At 62.5% G+C, this 12,853-nt stretch carries 12 protein-coding genes; 6 read left to right on the forward strand and 6 right to left on the reverse strand.

Features of this window, described 5'->3' with window-relative positions:
• Window positions 1–188: 188 nt before the first annotated feature.
• Together GTW25_RS06820 and pncB are read left to right on the forward strand one after the other, a co-directional pair.
• On the forward strand, window positions 189–1,055 hold the full coding sequence (locus GTW25_RS06820; protein WP_252911192.1) for a TrmH family RNA methyltransferase: 867 nt from the start codon (window positions 189–191) through the stop codon (window positions 1,053–1,055).
• Window positions 1,056–1,133: 78 nt separating this feature from the next.
• Window positions 1,134–2,438 carry a nicotinate phosphoribosyltransferase gene (gene pncB / locus GTW25_RS06825; RefSeq protein WP_252911193.1) on the forward strand — a complete coding sequence of 435 codons (1,305 nt, stop codon included), beginning with the start codon at window positions 1,134–1,136 and terminating at the stop codon, window positions 2,436–2,438.
• 60 nt (window positions 2,439–2,498) lie between these two features.
• Here pncB and GTW25_RS06830 read toward each other — a convergent pair whose 3' ends face one another.
• Both GTW25_RS06830 and dusA read right to left on the reverse strand, forming a co-directional pair.
• A complete protein-coding gene (locus GTW25_RS06830; RefSeq protein WP_252911194.1) occupies window positions 2,499–3,332 on the reverse strand; it encodes a sulfite exporter TauE/SafE family protein in 834 nt (277 codons plus the stop codon).
• A gap of 64 nt (window positions 3,333–3,396) precedes the next feature.
• A complete protein-coding gene (gene dusA / locus GTW25_RS06835) occupies window positions 3,397–4,398 on the reverse strand; it encodes a tRNA dihydrouridine(20/20a) synthase DusA (RefSeq protein WP_290127921.1) in 1,002 nt (333 codons plus the stop codon).
• Between the two features lie 151 nt (window positions 4,399–4,549).
• On the opposite strand from dusA, the gene deoC reads away from it, so the two are divergent.
• Genes deoC through maiA form a run of 4 tightly spaced genes read left to right on the forward strand, consistent with a single transcriptional unit; the run spans window position 4,550 to window position 9,072 of the window.
• Window positions 4,550–5,563, forward strand: coding sequence for a deoxyribose-phosphate aldolase (gene deoC, locus GTW25_RS06840; RefSeq protein WP_252911195.1), 1,014 nt, complete (start codon window positions 4,550–4,552; stop codon window positions 5,561–5,563).
• 12 nt (window positions 5,564–5,575) lie between these two features.
• The gene (locus GTW25_RS06845; protein ID WP_252911196.1) at window positions 5,576–7,939 is read left to right on the forward strand and encodes an aldehyde dehydrogenase family protein; all 2,364 of its coding nucleotides are present in this window, start codon (window positions 5,576–5,578) and stop codon (window positions 7,937–7,939) included.
• A 15-nt stretch (window positions 7,940–7,954) separates the two neighbouring features.
• Window positions 7,955–8,425 carry a homoprotocatechuate degradation operon regulator HpaR gene (gene hpaR / locus GTW25_RS06850; RefSeq protein WP_252911197.1) on the forward strand — a complete coding sequence of 157 codons (471 nt, stop codon included), beginning with the start codon at window positions 7,955–7,957 and terminating at the stop codon, window positions 8,423–8,425.
• Window positions 8,422–9,072, forward strand: a complete 651-nt coding sequence (gene maiA / locus GTW25_RS06855) for a maleylacetoacetate isomerase (protein WP_252911198.1) — start codon at window positions 8,422–8,424, stop codon at window positions 9,070–9,072. Before hpaR ends, maiA begins: the two co-directional genes overlap by 4 nt.
• Window position 9,073: 1 nt before the next feature.
• On the opposite strand, the gene GTW25_RS06860 is transcribed toward maiA, so the two are convergent.
• The 4 genes from GTW25_RS06860 to proS all read right to left on the reverse strand — a co-directional run bounded on the left by GTW25_RS06860 (window position 9,074) and on the right by proS (window position 12,636).
• A complete protein-coding gene (locus GTW25_RS06860; RefSeq protein WP_252911199.1) occupies window positions 9,074–9,217 on the reverse strand; it encodes a hypothetical protein in 144 nt (47 codons plus the stop codon).
• A 121-nt stretch (window positions 9,218–9,338) separates the two neighbouring features.
• Window positions 9,339–10,031, reverse strand: coding sequence for an ABC transporter ATP-binding protein (locus GTW25_RS06865; protein WP_252911200.1), 693 nt, complete (start codon window positions 10,029–10,031; stop codon window positions 9,339–9,341).
• Window positions 10,031–11,311, reverse strand: a complete 1,281-nt coding sequence (locus GTW25_RS06870) for a lipoprotein-releasing ABC transporter permease subunit (RefSeq protein WP_252911201.1) — start codon at window positions 11,309–11,311, stop codon at window positions 10,031–10,033. The genes GTW25_RS06865 and GTW25_RS06870 overlap by 1 nt, the downstream gene beginning before the upstream one ends.
• On the reverse strand, window positions 11,308–12,636 hold the full coding sequence (gene proS, locus GTW25_RS06875) for a proline--tRNA ligase (protein WP_252911202.1): 1,329 nt from the start codon (window positions 12,634–12,636) through the stop codon (window positions 11,308–11,310). The genes GTW25_RS06870 and proS overlap by 4 nt, the downstream gene beginning before the upstream one ends.
• Between the last annotated feature and the right edge of the window lie 217 nt (window positions 12,637–12,853).

The following is a 12,853-nucleotide window of genomic DNA, read 5'->3' on the forward strand; positions in this document are numbered from 1 at the left end:
CATCGGAGCCGTGCAACGAGGCTTGGCTGCGAACCGAATAGAACAGACAATCCCATCCAAATCCGCGAGGGGCCTTATGGCGGGACGCGCAAAACCTGTCAACCGCGCGCCGTCGCTTTGTCTGGAAATTCGAAGGTGACCATGCGTCGCCCCATGTCAAACGTTCCGCGAGCCGTCTATAGAGGGCCATGAGCACGAAAAAGACCGGCCCGCAGGGCACTCCCAAGGACAGTCACTACGCAACGTTGAGGCGCAAGTTCCGCGACGAAAAGGCGGGTGGCCCTGTCCGGCGCGAACGCCCTGCGATCGAGGCGAGCGTCCAGCCTGACGACGGCTCGGTGCGGCTCTACGGGCTTCACACCGTGCGTGCCGCGCTCGACAATCCGCGCCGCAAGATCAGGCGTCTTCTGGTGACGCGCAACGCGCTCGCCCGCCTCGGCCTTTCCGAGCCGCTCGACATGCCCTACCTGGCCGAAATCGTCGAGCCGCGCGAGATCGACAAGCTCGTGGGTTCCGATGCTGTCCATCAGGGCGTATTGATCGAAGCGATGCCACTGAAACCCAAACGCCTCGCCGACCTGAAGGAAACACGGCTCCTGCTGGTGCTCGATCAGGTGACCGACCCGCACAATGTCGGCGCGATCATGCGCTCGGCGGTCGCATTTTCGGCCGGCGCGCTGATCACGACCGGGCGTCACAGCCCTCAGGAATCGGGCGTGCTGGCGAAGTCGGCGTCCGGCGCGCTGGAGCACATCGATCATATCGAGGTCCGCAATCTGGCCGAAGCGCTGGAGGAACTGGCGATACTCGGCTTCCAGACGGTCGGCCTCGATTCGGAAGGTTCAGCTATTTTGGAAAAGACCTTTGCCGGCGAACGCCTCGCGCTTGTGCTGGGCGCCGAAGGCAAGGGCCTGCGCCAGAAGACGCGAGAGACGGTCACCGCCCTCGCCCGCCTCGACATGCCGGGCGCCATCCGTTCGCTCAACGTGTCGAATGCCGCGGCGATCTCGCTCTATGCCGCGCATCGCCATCTGGCCCAAGCGGCTCCATCTTGAGTTAAGCCGGTTTTCGTGCAGGTTTGAGACGGCGGCCGGACGGCCGGGAGTGAGCGACAAGCCGAAAAGACGCTTATTATGATCAAGACCGATATCGCGCGCCGGGTTTACAACCATACCTGGAAGCTCGATCCAATCATCCGCAGCCTGCTGGATACCGACTTCTACAAGCTCCTGATGTTGCAGATGATCCGCGGCGTCTATCCCGATGTCGACGCGACCTTCACGCTGATCAACCGCACAAAATCGGTGCGGCTCGCCGACGAGATCGACGAGGGCGAATTGCGCGCACAGCTCGACCATGCCCGCACGCTGCGCTTCACCAAGAAGGAGATGATCTGGCTCGGCGGCAACACCTTCTATGGCCGCAACCAGATCTTTCGTCATGATTTCCTTCGTTGGCTCGCCGATTTCCGCCTGCCTGAATATGAACTGACCCGCCGCGACGGCCAGTTCGAGCTGACCTTCCACGGTCGCTGGCACGACACGACGATGTGGGAGATTCCCGCGCTTGCCATCATCAACGAATTGCGTTCGCGCGCCGCGCTGAAATCGATGGGCCGCTTCGCGCTCGACGTCACCTATGCGCGCGCCAAGGCGCGGGTGTGGGAAAAGGTCGAACGGCTGCGCGAATATCCGGACTTGAGGATTTCGGATTTCGGCACGCGCCGGCGCCATTCGCACCTATGGCAGCGCTGGTGCGTGGAGGCCCTGAAGGAAGGCATCGGTTCCTCCTTCACCGGCACGTCGAACGTGCTTCTGGCCATGGACACCGACCTCGAGGCGCTCGGTACCAACGCGCACGAACTGCCTATGGTGCTGGCAGCCATGGCCAATTCCGATGAAGAACTGAAAACCGCGCCCTACCGCGTTCTTCAGGACTGGCAAAGCCACTATGGCGGCAATCTTCTGATCGTCTTGCCGGACGCCTTCGGCACCGACGCCTTTTTGCGCGACGCGCCCGATTGGGTCGGCGAATGGACCGGCTTTCGCCCGGACAGCGCGCCGCCCATCGAAGGCGGCGAACGGATACTCGCCTGGTGGCGCAAGCATGGCATCGATCCGCGCGAGCGGTTGATCATCTTTTCCGACGCGCTCGACGTCGAGACGATCGAGAAGACCTATGTGCATTTCCGCGGCAAGGTGCGGATGACGTTCGGCTGGGGCACGAACCTGACCAACGATTTCCACGACTGCGCGCCCGAACGCAACGAGGCGCTGAAGGCCATCTCGCTCGTCTGCAAGGTGACGTCGGTGAACGGCCGCCCGGCCGTGAAGCTGTCCGACAACCCCGAAAAGGCAACCGGCGACCCCGCCGAGATCGAGCGCTATCTGCGTGTCTTCGGCGACAAGGAGCGCGTGCGCCACCCCGTCACGGTGTAACCGGAGCATCGGGCCGAAAAGTGGAGGCCGGTTTTCGGGATAATCCGATGCTCGACCAGATTAGTCGATCAGGCTCCAGAAGAAGCGGGCCGACACGAAGATGCAGAACAGGCCGAACGCGATTTCGAGCTGACGCTTCTTCAGCGCGTGCGCGATGCGCACGCCATAGGGCGTCACGATCAGCGCGATCGGTATGATGAGCGCCACCGCGATCCAGTTGATATAGCCCGTCGAGGCGATCGGCAGATCGGGATTGTTCCAGCCTGCCCAGATATAGCCGAGCGTTCCGGGGATGGCGATCAGGACGCCGACGCCGGACGACGTGGCGACCGCCTGATGCATGGACCGGCCATACATCGTCATGAAGGTGTTGTTCATCACACCGCCGCCGATACCCATCAGCGTCGAGAAATAGCCGATGATGACGCCCGCAACGCTGCGACCGGCAGTACCAGGCAGATCCGGCGAAAGACGCCAGGACTCGCGGTTGAACAGAAGACGGACGGCGACGAGCAGCATCAGGACGGCGAAGACGACCCTCAGCCCCTCGCTCGTAATGAATGCGGCGGTGATAGATGCCAGAATGACTCCGATCGGCACCGGAACGAGAAAGCTTTTCAAAAGGTCCATGTCGACCGCGCCGCGCGCCTTATGCGCCGTGAAGGAGCGAAGCGAGGTCGGAATGATGATGGCGAGCGACGACCCGACGGCAAGGTGCATGCGCACCGACTCGTCGACGCCGAGTATCTCGAACACCTGATAGAAAACCGGCACCAGAACCGCGCCGCCGCCAATGCCGAAAATGCCCGCCATCAAGCCGGAGACGATACCGGATATGGCGATCACGCCCGCAAAGACGGCAAGTTCGTTCCACGGCAGATCGAGACCGGACATGGTGTTTCCTCAAAGGAGTGTCGTGAAGACCCGCTATCGCGATGCCGGGGCAATGTAAACCGGATCAGGCCGCGTCGCGGTCCTGGCCCAGCCGAATCTCAGCAAAGGCCGCATGAAGCACTTCAGGCCCCGCGCCCGGCCTCGTCGCCTCGGTCGACAGAATCTGGCGGAAACGCCTTGCGCCCTGCATGCCGTGGAAAAGTCCCACCATGTGCCGCGTGACGTGCGTAAGCCGCCCGCCCGTAGCGATATGGGCGGCGCAATAGTCAGCCATCCGGTCGATGAGTTCGCCCCATGAGGGCGTCGGCTCGCCCGATCCATAAACGCGGCTGTCGACATCGACGAGCAGGCCCGGCACATGGTAGGCGGCGCGGCCCATCATGACGCCGTCCATCACCTTCAGATGCTGCGCCGTCTGATCCAGATCGGCGATGCCGCCGTTGATGCCGATGAAGCGATTGGGAAGCCGCCGTTTCAAACGATGGACCCGGTCATAGTCGAGCGGCGGGATATCGCGGTTTTCCTTGGGACTCAAACCCTGCAGCCACGCCTTGCGTGCATGGACCCACAGCGCATCGGCGCCGGCTGCGATCACCTTGTCGGCGATCTCGTCCAGCGCGACTTCCGGATCCTGATCATCGACGCCGATCCTGCATTTGACGGTAACGGGAACGGACACTTCGGCCTTCATCGCCGCCACGCAGTCGGCGACGAGATCTGGCGTGCGCATCAGGCACGCGCCGAACGTGCCGCTTTGAACACGATCCGACGGACAGCCGACATTGAGGTTGATCTCGTCATAGCCCCATTCGGCTGCGATCGACGCCGCCCGAGCAAGCTTTGCCGGATCGCTCCCGCCCAGTTGCAGGGCGACGGGATGTTCCTCGGGCGACAAACCGAGCAGCCGGTCGCGATTGCCGTGGATCACCGCATCGGCCACCACCATCTCCGTATAGAGCAGCGAATGACGCGTCATCTGCCGGTGGAAGAACCGACAATGCCTGTCGGTCCAGTCCATCATCGGCGCGATGGCGAAAAGCGGTGGTTTATAGAGCGGCGGTGTCAAACGATCATCCTTTGCGCGAGGGTTTAACCGAACACGCTCGAGATAGGAAGCTTCGAGCTTTCTTGGGCGTGTGCGGCCCGGCGACGGCATTCCACTCGATCCCGTTTCGTGCGATATCGTAGGTGACGAGAAAAACTGGATAACAAGAACGATGACGGCAAAGCTTCAAGCCGCCACCTTGCACCATCTGCCGACGGCTAAGACGGCGAACGAGACGATCAGGCGCAATCCGGGCATGCCGCTCGACCTCGGCTGGCTGGAGGCGATGCGCCATGTGAACCGCAGCGCGCTGGAGCGCCGCGTCCAGACGATGACGAAGCGACGCTCCATCAAGGCGGACAATCAGGCCGCGTGGCTTTTGAAATCCATTGCGCTGATGGATCTGACGACCCTGTCGAGCGATGACACGCCGGACCGTGTGAAGCGGCTTTGCGCCAAGGCGCGCAATACGCTGCGCGGCGATCTGGTCGCCGGGCTTGAGCTTGAGCATCAGGTCCACCCGGCAGCCATTTGCGTCTATCATCCGTTCGTCGCGACGGCCGTAAAGGCGCTGGACGGGAGCGGCATTCACGTCGCCGCCGTCTCGACCGCCTTCCCGCACGGGCTCGCCCCGCTGGAAACCCGGCTGGTCGAAGTGCGCGCCTCCGTCGCCGACGGCGCGGACGAGATCGATATCGTCATCCCGCGCGGGCTGGTGTTCGGCGCGCGCTGGCAGGAACTTTATGACGAGATCGCGGCCTTTCGCGAAGCCTGCGGCGAGGCGCATCTGAAGGTCATTTTGGGCACCGGCGACCTCGTCACCTTGCGCAATGTCATGCTCGCCTCGATGGTGGCGATGATGGCGGGCGCGGATTTCATCAAGACTTCGACCGGCAAGGAAAGCGTCAATGCCACTTTGCCCGTCGGCCTCGTCATGGTGCGCGCGATCCGTGAATATTTCGAGCGTACGGGACTTTATATCGGCTTCAAGCCGGCCGGCGGCATCTCGACCGCAAAGTCGTCGCTCGACTGGCTGGTGCTGATGCGCGAGGAACTCGGCCGTCGCTGGCTTGAGCCGGACCTCTTTCGCTTCGGCGCGTCGAGCCTGTTGACCGACATCGAACGCCAACTCGAACATCATCTGACCGGCCGCTATTCGGCCGGTTTCCGCCACGCGATGGCTTAGGACGTTTACGACGTGAATATTCAGCAACGCTACGACGCCATGGATTATGGCCCCGCCCCCGAATCCCGCTCCGAGGCCGACAAGTGGCTCGCGGGACGCGACTTCTCGGCGTCTCTTTTCATTGATGGCGAATGGAAGAAACCGGCGGGCAAGAAGACCTTCGAAACACGCGATCCGGCTTCGAACAAACTGCTCGCGACACTCGGCGAGGCGGGTGCCGACGATATTGACGCCGCCGTTTCCGCCGCGCGCAAGGCGCTGCCCAAATGGCAGGCGCTGTCCGGCTACCAGCGGGCGCGCCATCTTTACGCGATCGGCCGCGCCATGCAGCGCCATGCGCGCCTGTTCGCCGTGCTGGAATCGCTCGACAATGGCAAGCCGATCCGTGAAAGCCGCGATATCGACGTGCCGCTGGCGATCCGTCATTTCATTCACCACGCCGGCTGGGCGCAGGCGCTCGATACGGAGTTTCCGGGCCAAAAGGCGGTCGGCGTCGCCGGCCAGATCATCCCGTGGAATTTCCCGCTTCTGATGCTCGCCTGGAAGATCGCACCGGCGCTTGCCGCCGGCTGCACAATCGTCCTGAAGCCGGCCGAATTCACGCCGCTGACGGCCATCCTCTTCGCCGAAATCTGCGAGCGCGTCGGCCTGCCCAAGGGCGTAGTCAACATCGTGCAGGGCGGTCCCGAAGCAGGCGCGGCGATCGTCGAGCATGACGGCGTCGACAAGATCGCCTTCACCGGCTCGTCCGAAGTCGGCAAGATCATCCGTCGGACCACCGCAGGCACGGGCAAGAAGCTATCGCTTGAATTGGGCGGCAAGTCGGCCTTCATCGTCTTCGAGGATGCCGATCTCGATTCCGCCGTCGAGGGTCTGGTCGACGGCATCTGGTTCAATCAGGGTCAGGTCTGCTGCGCGGGCTCGCGCCTTCTGGTGCAGGAAAGCGTCGCCGAGCGCTTCATCGCCAAGGTCAAGGCGCGCATGGCGAAGCTGCGCCTCGGCGACCCGCTGGACAAAAACACCGATATCGGCCCGCTGGTCGAAAAGACGCAACTCGAACGCGTGCGCCGCCTCGTCGCGCAGGGCGAAGCCGAGGGCGCCGAGTGCTGGCGACCCGAATGCCTGATACCAGCCGAGGGTCATTATCATCTGCCCGTGCTCGCCACCAATCTCGCGCCCGCCAATGTGCTGGCGCAGGAGGAAGTGTTCGGCCCGGTGCTGGCTGCGATGACCTTCCGCACGACTGACGAAGCGGTCGCGCTCGCCAACAACACACGCTACGGGCTTGCCGCATCGGTCTGGAGCGAGAACATCAATCTCGCCCTCGACGCCGCGCCGAAGCTCAAGGCGGGCGTCGTCTGGATCAACGGAACCAACATGTTCGACGCCGCCTGCGGCTTCGGCGGTTACCGGGAAAGCGGGTTCGGCCGCGAGGGCGGCCGCGAGGGTCTCGGCGAATATTTGACGAAGCCGGCCGGCAAATCCGCCGATCTTGCACCGTCAAAGCCCGCGGCGACGACCACCACCATGGACGCCGGAGGCATCGATCGCACGGCGAAGCTCTATATCGGCGGCAAGCAGGTCCGCCCCGACGGCGGCTATTCGATGCCGGTCGTCGATCCGAAAGGACGGCTTGTCGGCGAGGTCGGTGTCGGCAGCCGCAAAGACATTCGCGATGCCGTTTCCGCCGCCCACGCGGCCAAGGGCTGGGCATCGGCGACGGGCTACAATCGGTCTCAGGTGCTCTATTTCTTTGCGGAGAACCTCGACGCGCGCGCCGACGAATTCGCCGCAAGGATCGCGGCTCTGACGGGAGCATCGGCGCGCAACGCACGCGCCGAAGTCGATCTTTCCGTCGAACACCTCTTCGCGCTCGCCGGACTGGCCGACAAATATGAGGGCCGCGTCCACCAGCCGCCTGCCCGTGCCGTCACGCTTGCGCTGCACGAGCCGGTCGGCGTCGTCGGTCTCGTCGCATCGGACGATCAGCCATTGCTCGGTCTGATCTCGCTGATCGCTCCCGCGCTCGCCATGGGCAATTGCGTCGTGGCGGTGCCCTCCGCACGTCATGCGCTGGTCGCAACGGATCTCTATCAGGTCATGGAAACGTCGGACCTGCCGTCCGGCGCCGTCAACATCGTCACCGGCCCTTCAGCCGAACTTGCCAAAGTCCTGGCCATGCACGACGATGTGGACGGTCTTTGGTGCGTCGCCGACAACGAGACCTGCCGCGTGGTCGAAGCCGAATCGGCGGGCAATCTCAAGCGCGTGTGGACGAGTGGAGGCAAATCGGTCGACTGGACGTCCACGCCTCACGATCTGCTGTTGCCACGGGCCGTCGAAGTGAAGAACATATGGGTGCCGTTTGGAGATTGAAGGCGGGGATCTAGGATGAGCGCTGCCGGGGATCATGTCGACGAAGATACATTCCTGCCTGGGGATACGTCCCGATCGCTGCCCATTTCCCTGCTGCGCGCCCGCGAGGCCGTCATGGTCAGGTTTCGCCCGCTTCTGGCGTCCCACGATCTGACGGAACAGCAATGGCGCGTGATCCGCATGCTGGGCGAAACGAGCCCGCTGGATGCATCCGACCTTGCGGAACGCGCCTGCATTCTGGCCCCCAGCCTGACGCGCATCATCAAGTCGCTTGAAGAACGCGGCCTGATCCGCCGCGAGCGGGACGATGGCGATGCGCGGCGCGCACTCTTGAGCCTCAATCCCGCCGGTCGTGACCTCATCCGTACCGTGATGCCGCAGAGCAATGCGATCTACATGCGACTGCAGGCGCGCTACGGTCACGACAAGGTGGAAATCCTCATCGACATGCTGAACGAACTGGCCGCCACCAGGGACGGGAAATGAGCCGCATCGTTCTGCATAATTATTTCCGGTCCTCGACGTCCTATCGTGTGCGGATCGCGCTCAATCTGAAAGGTGTCGCGTACGACTATGTCGCGCATCATCTGCGGCACGGCGAACAGCGCAACCCCGCGTTTCTCGCGGTGAACCCGCAAGGGCTGGTGCCGACGCTGGTCTGGAGCGACGGAACGGTCATCACGCAATCACTGGCGATCTGCGAATTTCTGGACGAAACGATCCCGGAGCCGCCGCTTCTGCCGGCCGATCCGGCAGGTCGCGTGCATGTCCGCGCTCTTGCCCAGATGATTGCATGTGAAATCCATCCGGTGAACAATCTGCGCGTCCTGACGGAGTTGCGCAGACGCTTCGGCGCGGATGCTTCAGCCATCGCCGACTGGTTTGGGCACTGGGTGAGCGAAACATTCGAACCGCTTGAATCGATTCTTGCTTCCCATCGTCTCACCGGGCGATTCTGCCACGGTGACGTGCCCGGCCTTGCCGACATCTGCCTCGTCGCCCAAGTTGCGAACAACGCACGTTTCGGCGTTGACATGACACGCTATCCAACGATTGCGCGCATCGATGCCGCATGCCTGGAACTGCCTGCTTTTGCAGATGCCGCGCCAATGCGCCAGCCCGACGCCGAATAGATCAGTTGACGGAACTGTCCGCTTCGATCGGCGGGTTGAGAAGCGCCAGACGCGCCTGCGGCTCTGCCTGTACGCTACCGAAAAAGTAAAACGACCCCGCCACGAGCGCGCCAAGAAGCGCTGTGGATAAAACCTTGCCTGCCATTTTTCTGCATCCCACACGGCGTCGAAACGCCAGTCCCTTCAAAGGGAAAACCGGGAGCGGTGGGGATCGTTCCGCAAAAAATCCATCTTCCGGCCATGCAGATGGCCGGAAGATGGAAAGCTCAGCCGGCGGTGACCTCGACGACCTTGCCTTCGATAAGCGTCACGCGGCGGTCCATACGTCCGGCAAGTTCGTGGTTATGCGTGGCAATGAGAGCCGAAAGGCCCGACTGGCGCACCAGTGCTTCGAGTGCGTCGAACACGTAACCCGCCGTCGCGGGATCGAGATTGCCGGTCGGCTCGTCCGCCAGAAGCAGACGCGGGGCGTTGGCGACTGCCCGAGCGATCGCCACGCGCTGCTGCTCGCCGCCAGACAATTCGGCCGGACGATGCGACGCGCGATGCCCGATCTTCATGTAGTCGAGCAGTTGCGCGCTACGCTCCTTGGCCTGTTTCGGGGAAAGCCCCTGCACGAGCTGCGGCATCATGATGTTTTCGAGCGCGGTGAATTCCGGCAGAAGATGATGGAACTGATAGACGAAGCCGATTTCGTTGCGCCGGATCGCGGTCCGGTCATCGTCGGAAAGCTGTCCGCATTCCTGCCCGTTGAGCATGACTTCGCCGGCATTTGGCCGCTCGAGGAGACCTGCCGAATGAAGCAGTGTCGACTTGCCCGCCCCCGACGGTGCGACAAGCGCGACCATTTCGCCCTGCCCGATCGTGAAATCAGCCTTGTCGAGGATGACGAGCTTGCCCGACGCGTCCTCGTACGATCGCTCAACCTTGTTGAGCTGAAGAACCGTCTTCGTCGCCATTATTCGTACCTCAGCGCATCGACGGGATCGAGCTTTGCCGCGCGCCAGGCCGGAAAGAGCGTGGCGAGGAAGGACAGCACAAGCGCCATCAGGACGACTGATATGGTCTCCGCGATGTCCATGCGCGCCGGCAACTGGCTCAGGAAATAGAGTTCGGGATTGAAAAGCGTCGTGCCCGAAAGCCAGGAGAAGAACTGCCGGATCAGCTCGACATTCATGCACACGATGACCCCCAGAACGACGCCCGCCAAGGTGCCAACCACGCCGATCGCCGCGCCCGTCATGAAGAAGATGCGCATGACCGCGCCGCTCGTCGCGCCCATGGTTCGCAAGATCGCGATATCGCGTCCCTTGTCCTTCACCAGCATGAAAAGGCCGGAGATGATGTTGAGCGCGGCGACGAGCACGATCAACGTCAGGATCATGAACATCACGTTCCGCTCGACTTGAAGGGCGGAGAAGAATGTCTGGTTGCGTTGCCGCCAGTCCGTCAGGAACACCGGCCGCATGGCCGCGTCCTCGACGGCCGGCCGCAACTGGTCGACCATGTCGGGGTTGTCGACGAAAAGCTCGATCGATTGCGCGACGCCGTCGGAGTTGAAGAAGAGCTGCGCTTCCTCCATCGGCATGAAGATGACAGACGCATCATACTCCGACATGCCGAGCTGGAAGATCGCGGCGACCGGATAGGACTTGACCCGTGGCGTGGTTCCAAACGGTGTCACGTCGCCGTCGGCCGAGGCGAATGTGATCGGGTCGCCCACGGCAAGTCCGAGCGACTGCGCCATGCGGCTGCCGATGACGACGCCCTGGTCGCCCTGGAAGTTATCGAGCGAACCGTCGATGATGTTGCCCGAGATGCTTTCCATACGCTGGAGGTCCTCAGCCCGCAGGCCCCGAACCATGGCACCTGTGCCGGCCGAGCGCCGGCCAGACGCCAGCACCTGCCCATCCACCAGCGGAATCGCGTAGCGCACGCCGGCGATGCCGTTGAAACGCGCGGCGATCTCCTCGTAATCGTCGAGACCGCTGTCGATCGGCTGCACGATCAGATGACCGTTGATGCCGAGGATACGGTCGAGCAGTTCGGCGCGAAAGCCGTTCATCACGGCCATGACGATGATCAAGGTCGCCACGCCGAGCATGATGCCGATGAAGGAAATCATGGAGATGACGGAAATCACCGTTTCCTTGCGCTTGGAACGCAGATAGCGCCACGCGACCATGCGCTCGAAGCCCGAAAACGGTCCGGCGCCTTTCTTGGAGACGGCCTCGCTCATGCGCTCGCCCCCAGCGCGGCGACGACATTGTCGAGCGGCACCGTGCGGCGCTCGCCCGTCTTGCGGTTCTTGATTTCGACCTCATTGGCGGCCAGTCCGCGCGGGCCGACGATCACCTGCCACGGCAGTCCGATCAGATCTGCGGTGGCGAACTTGCCGCCCGCACGGCTGTCGGTATCGTCATAGAGAACCTCGCGGCCGGCCGCTTCGAGTTCGCCGTAAAGCTTGTCGCAGGCCGCATCACAGGCCGCGTCGCCCGTCTTCATGTTGATCAGCGCGACATGGAACGGCGCGACCTCCTCGGGCCACACGATGCCGTTCTCGTCATGGCTCGCCTCGATGATACCCGCAACCAGGCGCGACGGACCAATGCCGTAGGAACCCATGGAAACGAAATGCTCCTTGCCGTCCGGCCCCTGCACCTTGGCGCCCATCGGCTTCGAATATTTTTCGCCGAAGTGGAAGATATGGCCGACCTCGATGCCGCGCGCCGCCAGTTGCTTGCCCGCTTCCACCTGCCCCCAGGCGTCTTCATCGTGCATCTCGTCGGTCGCCGCATAGGGCGTCGTCCATTGCTCGACGATTCCGGCGATAGCCGCATCGTCCGTAAAGTCCGTGTCGGCGCCCGGAACGGGAAGATCGAGATAGGCCTTGTCGCAATAGACCTGGCTTTCGCCCGTCTCGGCAAGGATGATGAACTCGTGGGAAAGATCGCCCCCGATCGGTCCGGTATCGGCTCGCATCGGGATCGCCTTCATGCCTACGCGCGTGAAAGTGCGCAGGTAAGACACGAACATCCGGTAATAGGCCGCTTTCGCACCCTCATAATCGAGATCGAAGGAATAGGCGTCCTTCATCAGGAACTCTCTGCTGCGCATCACACCGAAGCGCGGGCGGACCTCGTCGCGGAACTTCCATTGGATATGGTAGAGATTGAGCGGCAGATCCTTGTAGGACTTGACGTAGGATCGGAAAATCTCGGTGACCATCTCCTCATTGGTCGGCCCGTAGAGCATCTCGCGATCCTGCCGGTCGCGGATGCGCAGCATTTCCTTGCCGTAGGCGTCGTAACGCCCGCTCTCGCGCCAAAGCTCCGCGGACTGGATCGTCGGCATGAGGATTTCCAGCGCACCGGCACGATTCTGCTCTTCGCGGATGATCGTATTGACCTTTTCCAGCACGCGCTTGCCGAGCGGCAGCCACGAGAACGACCCCTGCCCCTGCTGGCGGATCATTCCTGCGCGCAGCATCAGGCGGTGCGAGACGATTTCCGCCTCGCGGGGGTTTTCCTTGAGGATGGGAAGAAAGTACTGCGACAAACGCATCAAGCACGTCCATTCGAGAAGAGAGAAGGCGCGGAATCAAAGGCGATGAAGCCCCGATTGCCCGCGCTTCATAGCTATTTCAAGGCCCGTTGAAAACCCGTAAGACTTTCGGGAGGAAGCCCGCATGGCTGTGCCGATTAATTGTGCATTGCAGCACAAATTGCAGGCCCTCAAAGCGAAATTTAAGGTGACATCGGTGCGACGATTGGTCTAGTCT

This window comes from Aliihoeflea aestuarii (assembly GCF_024105665.1).
In the GTDB taxonomy this organism is placed as follows: domain Bacteria; phylum Pseudomonadota; class Alphaproteobacteria; order Rhizobiales; family Rhizobiaceae; genus Aliihoeflea; species Aliihoeflea aestuarii.